Annotated in this window: 12 protein-coding genes and 1 other RNA gene; 5 read left to right on the forward strand and 8 right to left on the reverse strand. The window is 43.6% G+C overall.

The annotated features are described in order from the left end of the window. Positions 1 to 141: 141 nt before the first annotated feature. Positions 142 to 768, forward strand: a complete 627-nt coding sequence (locus AB5Z01_RS03210) for a formate/nitrite transporter family protein (protein ID WP_195552161.1) — start codon at positions 142 to 144, stop codon at positions 766 to 768. Positions 769 to 1,360: 592 nt separating this feature from the next. On the opposite strand, the gene AB5Z01_RS03215 is transcribed toward AB5Z01_RS03210, so the two are convergent. Continuing rightward, on the reverse strand, positions 1,361 to 2,728 hold the full coding sequence (locus tag AB5Z01_RS03215) for an MATE family efflux transporter (RefSeq protein WP_242994561.1): 1,368 nt from the start codon (positions 2,726 to 2,728) through the stop codon (positions 1,361 to 1,363). 216 nt (positions 2,729 to 2,944) lie between these two features. Here AB5Z01_RS03215 and smpB point away from each other — a divergent pair, with 216 nt between their 5' ends. Then, positions 2,945 to 3,412: an SsrA-binding protein SmpB gene (smpB, locus tag AB5Z01_RS03220; RefSeq protein WP_022286588.1), complete on the forward strand. Its 468-nt coding sequence runs from the start codon at positions 2,945 to 2,947 to the stop codon at positions 3,410 to 3,412. A 3-nt stretch (positions 3,413 to 3,415) separates the two neighbouring features. Further along, positions 3,416 to 3,775: a transfer-messenger RNA gene (gene ssrA, locus AB5Z01_RS03225) on the forward strand. A gap of 439 nt (positions 3,776 to 4,214) precedes the next feature. On the opposite strand, the gene AB5Z01_RS03230 is transcribed toward ssrA, so the two are convergent. From AB5Z01_RS03230 to AB5Z01_RS03240, 3 genes are all read right to left on the reverse strand, one after another. Beyond that, complete coding sequence (locus AB5Z01_RS03230) at positions 4,215 to 5,759, reverse strand: cell wall metabolism sensor histidine kinase WalK (protein ID WP_287216376.1); 1,545 nt, start codon at positions 5,757 to 5,759, stop codon at positions 4,215 to 4,217. Further along, positions 5,743 to 6,417, reverse strand: coding sequence for a response regulator transcription factor (locus tag AB5Z01_RS03235; RefSeq protein WP_022286586.1), 675 nt, complete (start codon positions 6,415 to 6,417; stop codon positions 5,743 to 5,745). Before AB5Z01_RS03235 ends, AB5Z01_RS03230 begins: the two co-directional genes overlap by 17 nt. A gap of 399 nt (positions 6,418 to 6,816) precedes the next feature. Then, the gene (locus AB5Z01_RS03240; protein WP_287216375.1) at positions 6,817 to 9,744 is read right to left on the reverse strand and encodes an ABC transporter ATP-binding protein/permease; all 2,928 of its coding nucleotides are present in this window, start codon (positions 9,742 to 9,744) and stop codon (positions 6,817 to 6,819) included. Positions 9,745 to 10,886: 1,142 nt separating this feature from the next. Between AB5Z01_RS03240 and AB5Z01_RS03245 the strand changes: the two genes are divergently transcribed. After that, positions 10,887 to 11,564, forward strand: a complete 678-nt coding sequence (locus AB5Z01_RS03245; protein WP_117859183.1) for a response regulator transcription factor — start codon at positions 10,887 to 10,889, stop codon at positions 11,562 to 11,564. 4 nt (positions 11,565 to 11,568) lie between these two features. Continuing rightward, positions 11,569 to 12,642 (forward strand): HAMP domain-containing sensor histidine kinase, encoded by a 1,074-nt coding sequence (locus AB5Z01_RS03250; protein WP_256322560.1) that lies wholly within the window; start codon positions 11,569 to 11,571, stop codon positions 12,640 to 12,642. 59 nt (positions 12,643 to 12,701) lie between these two features. On the opposite strand, the gene AB5Z01_RS03255 is transcribed toward AB5Z01_RS03250, so the two are convergent. From AB5Z01_RS03255 to purB, 4 genes are all read right to left on the reverse strand, one after another. Continuing rightward, positions 12,702 to 13,967, reverse strand: coding sequence for an O-acetylhomoserine aminocarboxypropyltransferase/cysteine synthase family protein (locus AB5Z01_RS03255; RefSeq protein WP_022288724.1), 1,266 nt, complete (start codon positions 13,965 to 13,967; stop codon positions 12,702 to 12,704). A 117-nt stretch (positions 13,968 to 14,084) separates the two neighbouring features. Then, a complete protein-coding gene (locus tag AB5Z01_RS03260) occupies positions 14,085 to 15,188 on the reverse strand; it encodes a hypothetical protein (protein WP_287215484.1) in 1,104 nt (367 codons plus the stop codon). 36 nt (positions 15,189 to 15,224) lie between these two features. Next, entirely contained in the window at positions 15,225 to 15,842 is a 618-nt protein-coding gene (locus tag AB5Z01_RS03265) for a hypothetical protein (RefSeq protein ID WP_287215486.1), read from the reverse strand. A gap of 131 nt (positions 15,843 to 15,973) precedes the next feature. Then, positions 15,974 to 17,410 carry an adenylosuccinate lyase gene (purB, locus tag AB5Z01_RS03270; protein WP_046441833.1) on the reverse strand — a complete coding sequence of 479 codons (1,437 nt, stop codon included), beginning with the start codon at positions 17,408 to 17,410 and terminating at the stop codon, positions 15,974 to 15,976. Between the last annotated feature and the right edge of the window lie 139 nt (positions 17,411 to 17,549).

Below are 17,549 nucleotides of genomic sequence, written 5' to 3' on the forward strand. Positions count from 1 at the left end.
CAAAACTCATGTTACCCATGGCTTACTTGGAAACAAAAATCAAAATAAGTGTAAACAATGCCACTTTTTTGTTGAAACAGCCATTATAATATAGTATAATAACACAGTGCTTTGTCACAAAAAAGTTATAGGAGAATTTACATGAAGAAAATTATCGACATATTTCTGCGTTCTTTGCTCACAGGCGTGGCAATAGCCATAGGCGGAACAGTCTATCTGTCCTGCCCTAACAAATATCTGGGAGCATTTCTTTTTGGCATTGGACTGTTTGTAATACTGTCTTTCAGCTTTAATCTCTTCACAGGAAAAGTCGGCTACGCAGTTGAAAACAAGCCCTCTTATCTCGGTGAGCTTGGCATAATATGGCTCGGCAATTTTGCAGGAGCCGTCCTCTCCGCCCTGCTTATTGCCCAAACACGCATATCCACCATAAGCGACAAAGCCACAGAGCTTTGCAATATAAAGCTTGGGGATAATATCACAAGCGTTTTTATCCTATCATTTTTCTGCGGAATACTTATGTTCGTTGCCGCAGACGGCTATAAAACTATCCAAAACCCTGTGGGACAGATACTTGCAATATTTCTCCCCGTTGTGGTCTTTATCCTCAGCGGCTTTGAACACTGCGTCGCTAATATGTATTTCTTTACCATAGCAGACTTATGGAGCATTAAAGCCTTTGGCTACCTTATTATAATGTCCCTTGGAAACTCCATTGGCGGAATACTTATCCCCCTTCTGCGAAAAGGCTTCGTATCAAAAGCATGACGCCTATTTTTATAAGATTATGTAACACATAAAAAAAGATACCGCAGTTCAAAAAGAACTGCGGTAAAAAAATGACTTCTGCTCTCAGGAACACAGTAAAGGGGGTATTATGAAAAAAACAAATAAAACAAAGGAGTCAATAGTAACCATAAGATAACAAATAAAACACAATTTAAACAACTTAGAAGGAGTGTGCAGAAGTCATAAGGCAATACCGCACAAGGCACGCCTGTCGGCTTTGTACGCAATCTGCTTGCAGATTTTCCGCCATATCGCACCAAAGCTCTCAAGCTGGTTTACCAGCTTTGAATACGCTAGTATTCCTGCGTCGCTTTAGCACAATCTGACGAAAAATCTGACGGCACATCTTGCGCACAATCCTTGTGCGGTATTGCCTTGATTCGTTCCTGATATATGTATTATATCACACTAAAAACCATTTGTGGTAACTTTTTTTGGACAGTTGCGACTTTTTTCAAAAAAAATCTGCACTCTGAAAATCCCAAAGCTTTCAGAGTGCAGATTTATCTTTTTTTGTAGAGGCGAACAGCGTTTGCCCCTTCCCACGTCTATCCGAATTGTCGCCTGTCTATCAAATAATATCCGCCCTGCGTTTACCTATCTGTGCAAACTCTTTGCGCCTTGTGATAAAGTAAGCCACTGTTACCGCAGTGCCTGTTATCACCCAGGAAACAGGGTAAACTATCATGAGCATAAGATAGCTTCTGTGAGCCGCATAAATCGTGTTCACCCACACAAGCCTGAACACGCAGGTGCCAAGCACAGTTATGACCGCAGGTGTCATAGAGTGACCCATTCCCCTAAGACAGCCGCCCGATATTTCGTAAACGCCCGTAAGAAGCTCCAGCAGGCAAACTGACCACATTCTTATCATTGCGTAGTGTATAACGTTCTCGTCCGTTGAGAAGATCTGTATAAAAAGGTGTCTGCCAATAAGGAATATCAGACTCAGCCCAAGACAGCTTGCAAGCCCGATAAAGGTGCAAAGCCTGTATATCTTTTTACAGCGTTCCTTATCCTGAGCCGCAAAATTCTGACTTGTAAAGGTGGTCGCAGTCTGAGCGAAAGCGTTTATCACAAAATATGCCATGAACTCAAAATTCTGTTCCGCTGTGCTTCCAGCGATACCGTCTGAACCGAAGCTGTTTATCGCCGCCTGTATCACAACGTTTGACAGCGAGAAAACCATGCTCTGCAAACCAGCCGGCAAGCCTATCTTTATGATACCGAGGAGATATTTCCAGCGTATCCTGAGCTTTCTGAAATCAAGTCTTAGCATTTCCTCCTCGTGGGTAAGAAAGTAAAGTATCATGCAGGCACTGAAAAAGTTTGATATAACAGTTGCCGTTGCAACGCCTGCCACGCCCATTTTGAACACGATCACGAACACAAGGTTCAGAATAACATTTATAACGCCTGCGGTGATAAGAGCGTAAAGAGGTCTGGTGCTGTCGCCCTTGCTCCTAAGCACTGCCGAACCAAAGTCATATATCTCTATAAAAGGCATTGCAAAGAAGAATATCCTGAGATACAGCGTTGCAAGCTTTAAAACATCGTCAGGCACATTCATCATGCCAAGGAGTATCGGTGCAAGTATCTCGCCTACACCCAGTATGATAAATCCGCTTATGACCGCCAAAAGCACCACCGTATGTACAGCCTCGTTTGCCTTATCTTTTCTCCCCTGACCTATAAGCCTGGCCACCACAACGTTTGCACCGACAGAAAGCCCCAGAAAAAGGCTTACAATAAGGTTCACCAATGAAGAATTGCTTCCAACCGCCGCCATGGCTTTGTCGCTGTCAAATCTGCCCACCACCGCAAGGTCAGCAGAGTTAAAAAGCTGCTGTAAAATACTTGACAATGCAAGGGGCAGTGCAAAAATAACGATCTTGCCCACAAGCGGACCGTTTAACATATCTATTTTCTTATTTTTCATACCAGATCTTCTCTCATCTTTCAACTAACTATTTCTCATACCTAATATTATATCACACCATCAAAGCTATTTCAATACTCGAATTTGCACATAAGCACACACAGAGATGCGTAAAAATCTAAACATTACGACCATTTGTACAATTTTTTGAACTCTTTGCCTGTTGACAAAGGCATGAAATGGTGTTATAATAATATTCCACGGGAGGTGAGCAGTATGGCGATAGACAAAAAAGGCACAAAGCAGATTGCCGACAACCGAAAGGCACGTCACGATTATTTCGTGCTTGAGCAGATAGAGTGCGGTATCGAGCTTGTGGGAACAGAGGTCAAGTCTATAAGGAACGGCGGCGTCAATCTGAAAGACAGTTGGTGTTCTATCGAGGACGGAGAGATGTGGGTCAAGGGTATGCACATATCCCCTTATGAACACGGCAATATTTTCAACCGTGATCCACGCCGTGAGAGAAAGCTGCTGCTCCACAAACGTGAGATACTGAGGCTGTTCGGAAAGGTACAGCAGGAGGGTCTTACGCTTATCCCGATGTCGCTATATTTCAAAGGCAGCAGAGTCAAGCTTGCACTTGGACTTTGCAAAGGTAAAAAGCTTTATGACAAGCGTGACGACATGGCAAAGAAAGCCGCACAGCGTGACATAGAGCGTGCCATGAAAGAGCGAAACTAACATGGGGGTGTAAAGGTTTCGACGGGGGTTTTGAAGCACGATAAGCGAGTAGAGGAGCGCACACTCTTTAAACGGCGTACGTTTTAAAATTAGACGACAACGATAATTTTGAATTAGCTGCTGCTTAAGTCAGCGCTCGTCTTGCCTTAGAGTACCACGGCTTTGGTAAAGGCGTCGATCAGTGGTGAACGTTACAAAGCGACGGCTGTAGCCTTGTGATGTATCACAGCCTACCAAACACACAGGCGTGTCTGTTTGCCTTTGTGCAAGGGAACGGGAGTTTTCCGCAATAACAGAATACACTCGTAGAAGTTCGTGGGGATAGGCTTTCGGACAGGAGTTCGATTCTCCTCACCTCCACCAGCCACTCGCCGTGGCGGGCATTTCCCGTCAAGGCTTTTTTGTAAGCACACAAAGTCACCGCTGTAATAATTTGTGTGTCACTTTTACAAATTCAGGGGCGTGCCCCTGCACCCAATCCGCTTTACTTTATGTAGAGCGGTTTTTTATTGCCGCCCATCAATTTTATCTAAAACCCAACCATTGTTTCGCCGTGGCGGGCATTTCCCGTCAAGGTTTTTTGTAAACACACAAAGTCACCGCTGTGATAATTTGTGTGTCACTTTTACAAATTCAGGGGCGTGCCCCTGCACCCGATCCGCTTTACTTTATGTAAGGCGGTTTTTTATTGCCGCTCATGGATCATTATTTATAAACCCAACTTTGTTATTTCACCATGGCAGACGCTGATATAAAAAAAGAGTGCATTACCACCTCAGATAATGCACTCTTATATTTTACCCTATTTTTCCTCCAGTCCGCTGAGCGAAAGCCTGCTCTCCATTTTCTGAACAGTCTTGCTCTCCTGCTTTGCGATCTTCGCTTCAAACCAGAAGGTCGAGCCTTTGCCCTCCTCCGATTGAACGCCGTATGCAAAGCCGTGGGCTTTCAGTATCTCCTGACAAATGGAAAGTCCAAGTCCTGTGCCTACCACGTCACGCTTTACCTTTGCGTCACGGTAGTATCTGTCAAATATCTTTGGCAGAAGTTCCTTAGAAATGCCCTTTCCGTTGTCTGTTACTTCAATACGAACCACATCAGCCTTGTTTATCTGCTTGATACGAATGACCTTGTTGTCACCTGTGTAGTTTATAGCATTGTTTATAAAGTTGTAAATGACCTGATCCAGCTTTGCGATATCCGCCGTTATCACTCTGTCCTCGTCTGGAATATACTTGATATCATAACCATTTTGCTCTATGAGTATCTGATATCGAGTCATGCAGTCATTGAGCTTGTCAACTATAGAGAAGTCCGTGAGTTTAAGCTCCGCATTGCCCGACTCCAGCTTTGAAAGCTCCAGCAGATTATTTACCAGACTTGAAAGCCTGTCAGCCTCGTCGATAATGACTTGGATATGCTCCTGCCTCTTCACAGGATTATCCCCCGACAAGTCCCTTATCATTTCCGCATAAGCCTTTACCATAGTGAGCGGTGTTCTCAGGTCGTGAGATATGTTCGCAATAAGGTCTTTCCTAAGCTCCGATACCTTTTGTATCTCGTCCTTGGCATTGTTAAGCACCGTGGAAAGCTCCTCTATCTCACAATAGCCATGACCATTGAACTCCACCGTATAATCCCCTTCACCGAATTTCTTCGCCGTGTTCGTAATGTCAACGATAGGCTTTGAAAGTCGCTTTGAGATATACATAGTTACAATAAAAGCAAGCTCAAAAAGTATGATAGTGATATAAATGAGCTGTTCTCTTATAATGCTTACAGTGGAATCTATCGGCTCTATTGAGCTTTCAATGAAAAGATACGCCTGCTTATCCGAATCATCAGTGTAGATAGACGTGCAGTAAAATATCTCCTTGCTCTTGAAATTCTCATTCTGAGCAATTTTCGTGATGTAGTTATCGTCCGACTGCTTTAGCTTAGATATCATCTTGAAAAGTCCGATGCCATAGCCCTTGTTTATGACCTTGTTAAGATGCGAATATGCTCCCATGTTGTTTTCCATTACAAGAGGATTGCCCATTTCGTCCGTTATAACAATGCAAAGGCTGTTGTCAAAAGCCAGCGAGCGGTTCGTTACCTCCTGCTCGTCAGTGCCATATGCTTGGATTATCTGATTTGCAGCGTCTGTGATATCTCTTATCTTCGCCGACTGATAATATCTTTCCAAGAAAAAATACTGAAAAAGCCAAATAAGAATAAGAATAAAAGCCGTGAAGAATATAAAATACATCCACACATATGACCGCAGACTTCTTTTCGCCTTTATCTCCGCTGTCTTATTGCTGACTTTTTCCTTGACTTCTGCAAGCTTACTGGATCTTTTCAAACTTATATCCCATTCCTCTCAGAGTAACAATAAGATTGCGGTATTTTCCAAGGCTGTTTCTCAGCATTTTTATGTGAGTGTCCACAGTTCTGTCGTCACCGTAAAAATCAAAGCCCCATACCTCTTCAAGAAGTTTCTCTCTTGAAAGCGCAATGTTCATGTTCTTCACCAGATAGAAAAGCAGGTCATACTCTTTCGGAGTCATGGAAACCTTCTCTCCGTCTATCTTTACCTCACGGGCTGTAAAGTTTATCTCTAATCCCTCGTATCTTATAACGTCCTCAGTGCGCTGAGAAGCTGACGCGCGGTTAAGCACCGCCCTTATCCTTGCCATAAGCTCCTTTGGCGAGAACGGTTTTACTACATAATCGTCAACGCCTATCTCAAAGCCGAAAAGCTTGTCATACTCCTCGCCCCTTGCGGAAAGCATTATAACAGGTATCTGCTTTATTTTTCTTATCTCCTTGCAAGCTGAATAGCCGTCAAGCTTCGGCATCATAACGTCCATTATGATGATATCGAAATCCTGATTTTTCACCATTTCCACAGCCTGCATACCGTCCTCAGCCTGAGCTACTTCATATCCCTCAAACTCGGCATACTCTTTGATTATCTCTCTTATTTTAATTTCGTCATCGACTACAAGAATTTTTGCCATAGTCATTCCCTCCTATTCAGGCAACACCGCACAAGGAACGCCTGTCGGCTTTGTACGCAATCTGCTTGCATACAAATCTTGTATGTTGCTACCTTAATTCATATTCTTTGCTTATATAATAACCTATTATTGTGTAAAATTTGTGACGGTTTATAGAATATTCTAAGCCATACCGCACCAATTCACAAGAAAACTACTGCCCGCCAACCAAAATGGTATGACGGGCAGAGCTTATATAGGAATTTGTTATGAAAATGTCAGGAATCAGCAATGTCCCATCATAATGAGAGCCATAAGACAAAAACCTGTTACGATACAACTCATTGCGCCCATGATGTTGTCTATTTTTTCTGCTGTAAGCTTTTTCATAGTGATTACCTCCTTGGGGTCTAAAATAAACTATTCTGTTCTCAGTGCGATAACAGGGTCTTTCTTTGCCGCCACTCTTGACGGGAACAGACCTGCGATAAGCGTCAGGCAAACGCTTATTGCAATGAGTACAACTGCCGCACTGACAGGTATTGAAGCTCTTATCGGCACGTCCGTAAGATGTGCGATTATCATGTTTATCGGTATTGTGAGCAGATATGAGATAATTATTCCCAATGCACCTGCCACAAATCCCACGATAACTGTTTCGGCATTGAACACTCTTGATATATCCCTCTTTGAAGCACCTATACTTCTCAGAATACCTATCTCCTTTGTTCTTTCCAAAACTGAGATGTAGGTTATAATGCCTATCATGATAGATGATACCACAAGTGAAATTGCAACAAATGCAATAAGAACGTAGCCGATAGCGTTTATGATAGAGGTGATAGAACTCATCATAAGACCAACATAATCGGTGTATTCTATCTTGTCCTCTTCGCCGACACTGTCGTTGTAATCGTCGATAATATCTATTATCTTTTCCTTTGAAGCAAAGTCCACAGGATAGATATTTATGCTGTCAGGGTCTTCAACAACTGAATAACCAAGAGTTTTCATGTTGTTGTCATAGTTTGAAGTGGAATATTTTCCGCTGTTTGCAAGCTGATCCGCATTTGTGTCGGACTGTTCTTTGAGCATTTGCTTCATAAGCTCCATTTGCTCGTCAGAAAGTGAAGCTATATACTTCTTCTGAGTTTCGGTAAGAGATGACATATCACCGCCCTGAATTGCTGACATATCCATTGAACCCATGGCATTCATGCCCATATCTGCAAGCTCGCCTGTATTGGAAGCACCGCTCTGCTCCATAAGAGCCTTATACTGCTCCTCGGTCATTCCCTCAGGAATTTCCATAGAGCTGTCGCCTGCAACCAAACCAGCCTTCTTATCTGTGTCGGAGCTGTCTGCTGTTTTGTCAGCCTTGCTTTCTGTATCGGCTGTGCTGTCGGAAACGGTTTCTGAACTGCTGTCTGTATCTGCCGCATTCTCATCCGTTTTGAACTTAAGTCCTGTGAAAACATCTATGTCAGGATTTGCTATCTGCTCTTTTACTATCTCGCTGTTATCTACTTCGTCGATAAGATATGTCATAAGGTCATGACGATAGCCTATCGCACCGCTTATGGAAGCAGAGGAAGCGTCCTCGTCAGGTCGCAGGATACCGACTACACTTATTTCTGTGCCGTTTGCAACAGCCTTTTTCATGTAGCTCTCATCGCCTGTCATATCTTCCCACACACCGTCTTTTTTCTTATAGAGATCAGGTGTAGGAACGACCTTGAATTTCAGGTCAAGAAGCTCATCATAGGTGTAAACGTGCTGTTCGCTGTCAACGGATATATCCTCTCCTGCCATGGCACGTCTTACTATGCCGTTAAGCGAGCTTGGGTCAAGAAGTCCGAGAGAATAAAGCACATAGTCGTTTATCTCGTTGTTCTTATCAACTACAAGCACAACTTCGTTATACTTTTCAGGCAAACGTCCTGCGATAACGTCATACTGCTTGTCGATAAGCTCCTCATTATCTATCATTTCGCTCCATACGTCAGTACCCATGCCCATCATTCCACCCATTGAGCCACTCATTGACATTGCTTCCATCTGAGTTGAGGACATATATCCCATATCTTCAAGAAGCGTTGACGGATTGACCTGCATTACACCGCTGTCGCTCTCCGTGAAAACGTTAAGTGTGGTGGCGTATGTGTACTGAACGTCGCTTGTAAGGTCTTTCAGGTCGCTGTTATCGTCAAGATATTTCTTGAACTTCTCCAGATTGTTGACCTTTGTTTCTTCCATGAGAGTGTTTATCATCTCGCCCATGGCATTCTGAGAATAGACCTTGTCTTTATCGTGGTTTGCTGAATCCTCATGGTTTTTCGCCATGGTGTTCATTATCTCGCCTATACTTGCGGTGGTCTTTGTTATCTGAAGCGGATAGCTTGAAAGGGTATCAGACTGCACCTGATCTATATAAAGCTGAACACCGTTTGAGATAGAAAGAATAAGTGCGATACCGATTATACCAATAGAGCCTGCAAAAGAGGTAAGAAGCGTTCTTGCCTTTTTTGTCATAAGATTGTTTCGGCTCAAAGACAGTGCAGTAAGGAAGCTCATGGAAGTTTTAAGCTTTTTGCGCTCTTTCTTCGCCGCCTTTTTGTCAGCCTTAGTAGGCTCTTTTTCAGGCTTTTTGATAGGCTCAACAACATTCTTGTCAAGAGGGTCGGAATCGTCTATGACCTTTCCGTCAAGAAGTTTGATTATTCTTGAAGAATATTTCATTGCAAGCTCAGGATTGTGCGTTACCATTATAATAAGCTTGTCCTTTGAAATGCTCTTCAAAAGCTCCATTATCTGCACGCTTGTTTCAGTATCAAGCGCACCTGTAGGCTCGTCTGCAAGCAGAATGTCAGGCTCATTCACAAGTGCTCTCGCAATGGCAACTCTCTGCATCTGACCGCCTGACATCTGATTAGGCTTTTTGTGGAGTTGGTCGCCAAGACCCACCTGCTCGAGAGCCTTGACGGCTCTTTCACGTCTTTCTGACTTTGAAACACCTGAGAGGGTCAAAGCAAGCTCAACGTTTGAAAGCACTGTCTGGTGCGGTATAAGGTTATAGCTCTGGAACACGAAGCCTATGGAATGGTTTCTGTAGGAATCCCAGTCGCAATCCTTGAAATCCTTGGTAGATTTGCCGTTAATGTTAAGGTCACCGCTGGTATATCTGTCAAGGCCGCCGATAATGTTCAAAAGAGTGGTTTTACCGCAGCCTGACGGGCCGAGGATAGAAACGAACTCATTCTCACGAAAATCAATGCTGACGCCTTTAAGGGCAGAAACGGTGGAATCACCAACGACATAATCTTTTTTTATGTCCTTTAAACTAAGCATATATTTTCTCCTATTTTTGTTATTGTAAAGATATTATAATAGGGTTTTATAAACTCAGTTTAAACATAACACAGTTTTGGGTGTAAAAATTGTCGGAGGGGGGATTTAAGTGAGGAGTGAGGAATGAGCATAGCAAGCCAAAGTAAATTGCAAGCATAAAGTAAAATAAAGCACCGAGCGAAGCAAGAGATAAAGCGCACGCTCAAGCCCGGCGCTAGAGGGCTTGTGGGGTCTAGGGGCAAAGCCCCTAGCGGAGTATGAGGCAGAGCCTCATTCGGCGCAAGCCGACAAGGTGCAGATTGTAGTATCAAAAGCATATAGAAGTCCGATATCAGATAAAAGTGATATCGGAGAATTAAATCTGCACCGCCTTTCTAGCCCTAAGCGCAATGTAAATACGCAAAGAGCGGAGCGATTTTGCGGAGGTAGGACTTGCCCAAATAACTGTAGGGGCGAACAGCGTTCGCTCCATGTTCAGAATTTGCCATAAATTCTAAATTGTAGGGGCTTGGCGAAATTTCTGTTCGCAAGCTCACAGAAATACGACAGTCCGCTCGGAGGAGCGAGGTTTGTATTTTGTTCACAAGCCATGCAGGGGGACAAAGGCTGTCGAGGGGGCGGGACGTCGGGGGCGCCGTCCCCTACAAGCGTGATAGGATAGTTTTTTGTTCTGTCCTACAATGGTTGTAATCGTGGACTTGTTTCTTCGACGGGCGAGCGCTGTTCGCCCCTACAGATTTGTTGCCGTAATTTTGTGGTTTTGTACGATTTTTATTCAGTTTTCAAGCTTCAAACAAGGTGCAGGAAGTGCTTTTCTGTGCGATCAGAACCTCTCATCGTGTTCACCTAACTCACGTTGACAAAATGTTTCCTCATACACTGCTACCTTGCAGGATATTCAATTTGGGATAATACCCCTATACTTATCCCCGAAAAGCACCACTTTTGTTGCATAAAAAATGCAACAATTGCAGAAATGTTGCCAAATTAAAATATAAATCATTTGTTTGCACAAGACAATACCCCTGAAATTGTGCAGGATCAACATGGAATTTTGAACTAAATGTGTCTTGACATCGTTAATATCACGTTAATAAAACGGTGATATAATAAAAAAATGCAAAGTGAACGGAGGAGTAAAAATGTTTCACATACTTGTGGTGGAGGACGATACTAACACTCGCAAACTGACCTGTGATGTGCTTAGCGACAACGGCTACACACCTATCGAGGCTCGTGACGGTATAGAGGCTCTCGAAATAATGGACGAAAAACACGTTGACCTTATTATAATGGACGTTATGATGCCTCGTATGGACGGCTTGGAGCTTTGCGAAACTATCCGCAAGGCTGGGTTTCAGACGCCTATATTAATGGTGACGGCTAAGGAAACGGCTTTTGACAAAAAGCAGGGCTTTATAAAAGGTACGGACGATTACATGGTGAAGCCTGTGGACGAGGAGGAAATGCTTCTGCGTATTCAGGCACTTTTGCGACGTTCGCAGATAGTGAGCGACCACAAGATAACTGTGGGCGACACCACTCTCGACTATGACGCACTGACTATCAAGACCCCTGAAGGCATAAGAGAGCTTCCACCGAAAGAGTTCATGCTTCTTTACAAGCTTCTTTCCTATCCCGACAAGATATTCACCCGCCGTCAGCTTATGGACGAGCTTTGGGATATGACCTCAGACACTGACGAGCGCACTGTGGACGTACACATAAACCGCATAAGAGAGCATTTGAAGAATAACCACGATTTTGAGATAATGACAGTGAGAGGGCTTGGCTACAAGGCGGTCAAGCTGAAAGGATAGGCTCATGAAAAAACATCTTATCTCTGCTCTTCGCTCAGAGCGCAGGCGAAATTACACCATGAATGCCAGCATAGTTTCGGCGGTATTTATGATAATGATATGGGCAGGGCTTCTTACGGGATTTATAATGATAGGCATAAAAAGATGCCTGCATTTTCTATCCCCTTTGCAAATGCCTTTTGTTTTCCTTATTGTAGGACTTGTGGTATCTGTAATAATCGGCACTTGCATTTCTGCTGCTGTAGCAAGCAAGATAGTAAGACCTGTGCGTGAGGTAAAAAAGGCAATGCACAGGGTAGAAAAGGGAGATTTCTCTCAAAGGTTAGAGGTAACAGGCTTTAACGGCGAGATAGACGAGCTTATAGAAAGCTACAACAAAATGGCGCAGGAGCTTGGGGGCATCGAGATGTTCAGGGAGAATTTTATCAACAGCTTCTCCCACGAGTTCAAAACGCCTATCGTTTCTATCCAGGGCTTTGCAAAACAGCTAAAAAAAGAAAATCTGTCAGAAGAAAAAAAGCAGGAATACATTGACATTATCATCAGCGAATCAAGGCGTTTGACCAATCTTTCATCGAACATTCTTATGCTTTCAAAGCTTGAAAATCAGCAGATCATCACTGACAAGACAAGCTTTTCCCTTGACGAGCAGATAAGAAACTGCATACTTCTTCTGGAAAAGCAATGGACGGCTAAGGACATAAGCTTTGACATTGATATGCAAGAGATACAATACACCACCAATGCGGAAATGCTTTCGCAGGTGTGGGTGAACATAATAGGCAACGCCATAAAATTCTCCCCGGAGGGAAGCTCTATCAGAGTAAAGCTTTTCAAAGAGGGTGATGTGATAACGGCTGAGATAACTGACCGTGGCATCGGAATGGATCAGCAGACCATATCACACATTTTCGAGCGTTTTTATCAAGGGGACAGGGCGCACGCTTCAGAGGGAAACGGACTTGGTTTGCCCCTTGTTAAGCGTATCGTGGAGCTGTGCAACGGCAATATCCGTGTAGAATCACAATACGGAAAGGGTACAAATTTTATTGTTACGCTCCCGCAAAACGACAAATGACCTTAGTATCATAAAAAAGACGGACACTTCCAAAGAAATGTCCGCCTTTTTCTATTTTATCAGATAGCCGCAAAGCCCTGCTTCAGATCGTCTATGATATCCTCGACATTTTCAAGACCTACGGAAAGTCTTATCATTCCGCCGTTTATGCCTGCGGCAACGAGCTGTTCGTCTGAAAGCTGTCTGTGTGTTGCGGAGGCTGGGTGAAGGATACAAGTACGGATATCGGCAACGTGAACTTCGTTGGAAGCAAGCTTAAGGCTGTCCATGAACTTTGCCGCTGTATCTCTTCCGCCCTTGATAACGAACGAGATAACGCCTGCTGTGCCAAGAGGGAGATACTTTTCAGCAAGCTTATGGTACTTATCGCTTTCAAGTCCAGGATATGCAACGGACTCTACCTTGTCATTGCTTTCGAGGAATTTTGCCACTGTGAGCGCATTCTCGCAATATTGCTTCATTCTTACAGGGAGAGTTTCAAGACCCAGATTGAGCAGGAACGAGGAATTTGCTGCAGGATAGCAGCCGAAATCTCTCATAAGCTGCATTCTTGCTTTTACGATGTAAGGTGCAAAAGAATATTTCTCAGTGTAGATAGTGCCGTGATAGCTTTCGTCAGGCTCGGTCATGCAAGGGAACTTTCCGCCCGTCCAATCGAACTTGCCGCTGTCAACGATAACGCCGCCAACCTGAACTGCGTGGCCGTCCATATACTTTGATGTGGAATGGATAACGATATCTGCGCCCCACTCGATAGGTCTGCAAAGGTATGGAGTAGCGAAAGTATTATCAACGATAAGAGGAACACCATTCTTATGGGCGATATTTGCAAAACGCTCGATATCGAAAACTGTCAGCGCTGGGTTTGCGATAGTTTCACCGAAAACAAGCTTTGTATTATCCTTGAATGCCGCCTGTATCTCATCATCTGTAGCGTCTGGGTCAACAAAGATACACTCTATGCCAAGTCTTTTCATTGTTATGCTGAAAAGGTTTATGGTGCCGCCATAGATAGAAGTGGAAGCTATAAAGCTGTCCCCTGCCTGACAGATGTTCAGGATAGAGCAAAGTGTGGCAGCCTGTCCGCTTGATGTACACATTGCGGCTGCACCGCCCTCGAGAGCGGCTATCTTCTTCTCAACTGCGTCTGTGGTAGGGTTTTCAAAGCGTGAGTAGATAAGGCTCTTGGTGGGGTCGTCAAAGACCTCGGCTATCTCTCTTGATGAGTCATAGACATAGGTTGTACTTTGTACGATAGGCACTACTCTCGGCTCTCCGTTTTTAGGCGTATAGCCCTCGTGTAAACATTGTGTTTCGATCTTCAATCAAATCAAATCCTTTCAATGCGGTAACGACCGCAAAATTTTTACCAATATAAAAAGCTTTTCAAAAAGCGTTTAAAACAGCAGCCTCCTAAGACCGCCTCAACATTATAAATGCGTTTATTCTGCATAGCGAAAACTCATAGCTGAATCGAAAATATCTTCTCCCATTGAAACATACTTTAGTGGTATCACCACATTATATTGTATATATTCACTGTCAGAAAACTCATATATGCCCTGAACGTTCACACTTTGATCCTCACCCAGAGCCGCAATAACACAGCCACGCTTGCCATTGCCAAGGTCAAGTCCCCGATAATCAAGCCAAACATTATCATCAGAGCTGATATCAGCCGACTTTGCATACATATCTAGCATATCATCGACCGTGGTCTTGTCAAGCCGCTGATAATAAGACAATGACAGATTTAACCCGTCATATTTTTCGTCCACTTTGCCGTCAATAAGATTTGCATAGACGATCTTCACATCTCTCGTGCCGTCAAAATCATCTGTGGTTATCTCATGCTTTTCCAACTTTGCGGCAGAAAATCCACCTATCTCAGGCAACTCTAAAGCGGCAGAAAAATCCGAAAGTTCTATGGTCAAACCGTTTTCAATATCATAACGGTCTATATCCACCGACTCTCCGTTAAACATATCATAAACATAGCTGTCTATGACCATGTAAACGCCACCCGTGGTGATATTCGCAGAAATGCCATTTTCGTCAACGAAACTTTCAAGTTTCGTGAACGTGCTATCCTCGTCAAACTGCATTATAACTGCACTAGCTTTCTGCTCGTCGCTTATTTTGTCGCTAAACTCAAAACGAATGACCCCACCCCCGAAATCAGCGTCAGTATACTTGACAGGTATACTAAGGAGCGGCTCGTCAGAATTTATCATTGCGTTTATACCATAATAATCAGAAAGCATTGCCTCTGCACCAAAATTGCCCTCTACGGTGCATTTGGCTGTATATGGTATTTCGCTAAGGTCACAAACAAGCTCAGGGTCACGAATTATTTCCACCTGCGAACTGTCATCCGTCTGCGAACTTTCCTCCACACTGTCGGGCGTATCTGACACCGCTTCCGCAGTAGTAGTATCTTTCGTTTCTGAAACGCTGTCTGCGGCTTCCTCAACAGGTCCGCAGGCGCAAAGTGACACTGACAGCAATACTGCCAGCAGTACGGCTTTTTTTCTGCTATTTTTCATATTAAGTTTCTCCCTATTTTTTTTATTTTGTTTACCTTACAAGTCCTTGAAGTCCACCCTTGCCCCTGTCAAAGCGCTTTCCATTACTATTCTTGCACACTCTGAAAGCGAAACTGCGCTTTTGCAGGTCATCATGGCTTTTTGTATGCAAAGTCCGAAAACTATGTGAAGCTCTCCCCTGCCTGCTGACTTCTGTGCTATAGGCAGAAGCGGTTGCCAAAGAAGCTTTATATAGCTTTGGACAGTTTCGCCTGTGGTACAATTTCTTATTTTGCCAAAGCTTGCGCCCCCTGCGTTTGCCGCAGTGTAGCGGAGCATTTCCCCAACGTCCGTAAAAGGCTCGTTATATTTTTGAAGCACTCCTGCGGTAAAAGACCACACTGAGTAGTTATTGCCCACAAGCTTTTCGTCAATGATATCGCCGTAGAAATACTTTCTGCCCGACTTATCAGTGAACACTGTGAAAACGTCCTCCTCTTGAACTCCCTCTGTCATGAAAAGCTTTCTCACGTCCTGCTGACAGGAATAGCCTGCAAGAGAGCCTATACAGCACAAAAGGGATTGAGGATGAACGTAGCCCTCAGGGCTTCTCATGGCTCTGAGAAGTCTGTCAAAAATTTCAAAGGCACTGCTTTTATATTGTTCAAGTTCCATTTTTATCACCGTTTCTCACATTTTCTCCCCTTTTTGGCTTTTCTTCATGATGTTTATCAGATAAAATTCAGGGGCTTGACGATCTGAAAAGACCTATCAGCCCGCTGAAAAATATTTTTTATCCTTTGATATTATACGTTTATTTCTGCAACATCGTCAGACACGCCGTTTGCTTCGACAACAGGCTTTACGCAATTTTCGATAAACTCGTCCACCTGCTGTGGGCATCTGCCGATAAAGTTTTCAGGCTTCATTATCTTATCCATTTCTTCCTTTGTTATCATGAACATAGGGTCGTTAAGGATAAGCTCGCAGAGGTTATTGTCAAGTCCCTCTTTCTTAACTCTTGCGCCTGCTACCATTGAATACTCTCTTATTCTTTCGTGAAGTTCCTGTCTGTTTCCGCCCTTTTCTACAGCGTCCATCATAATGTTCTCGGTAGCCATGAAAGGAAGCTCTGCCATAACTCTTCTTCTGATGATCTTGTCATATACTACCAAGCCGTTATCAGGATCTGTAACATTGAGCATGATATTAAGTATAGCGTCAACACCAAGGAAAGCTTCGGCAACGGAAATTCTCTTGTTTGCAGAGTCGTCGAGAGTTCTCTCAAACCACTGTGTACCTGCTGTGAATGCAGGGTTGAGAACGTCGCAGATAACGTATCTGGCAAGTGATGTTATTCTCTCATCTCTCATTGGATTTCTCTTATATGCCATAGCGGAAGAGCCTATCTGATTTTTCTCGAACGGCTCTTCTATCTCCTTGAATGACTGCAAAATTCTTATATCGTTTGAGAACTTCATAGCAGACTGAGCGATACCGGCGAGAACTGAGCATACCTGATAATCCATTTTTCTTGAATAGGTCTGACCTGAAACTGGAACGACAGCGTCAAAGCCCATTTCCTCGGCTATCATTTTTTCAAGCTCTTTTACCTTATCAGTATCACCGTGGAAAAGCTCCATAAATGAAGCCTGAGTGCCTGTAGTTCCCTTTGAACCAAGGAGCTTGAGGTTAGCAAGTCTGAAATCCAGATCTTCAAGATCCATAAGAAGCTCGTTGCACCAAAGAGTAGCTCTTTTGCCCACTGTTGTGAGCTGTGCAGGCTGAAGGTGAGTATAAGCAAGGCAAGGCATAGCCTTATACTTATCGGCAAACTTTGCAAGCTGGTCGATAACCTTGACAAGCTTTCTCTTTACGACCTTAAGTGCATCTCTCATGATGATAACGTCTGTGTTATCGCCTACATAGCATGAAGTTGCGCCAAGGTGAATGATACCTGCTGCCTTTGGACAAACAAGGCCATAAGCATAAACGTGTGACATAACGTCATGACGAACAAGCTTTTCACGCTCAGCGGCAGCGGCATAATCTATATTATCAATGTTAGCTTCAAGCTCGTCTACCTGCTCCTGAGTAACATTAAGACCGAGCTTCATTTCAGCACGGGCAAGGGCTACCCACAGCTTTCTCCAAGTAGTAAACTTCTTGTCAGCAGAGAAAATAAACTGCATTTCCTTGCTTGCATATCTGGTACAAAACGGGCTTTCATAAGAATTTGTCATTGTTCTTCGACCTCTTTCGTAATATTATATAATGTATACACACTTATTATAGCATATTTTTTGCGGGTTTACAATAGGTTTAAGGAGAAATGTTTACTGTGGGACAACAATGGATAGGAAAGGAGCTTTTAAAAGTTAA

Origin of the sequence: Ruminococcus sp. RTP21359st1_H3_RTP21359_211015 (assembly GCF_040909065.1) — a bacterium.
In the GTDB taxonomy this organism is placed as follows: Bacteria; Bacillota; Clostridia; order Oscillospirales; family Ruminococcaceae; genus Hominimerdicola; species Hominimerdicola aceti.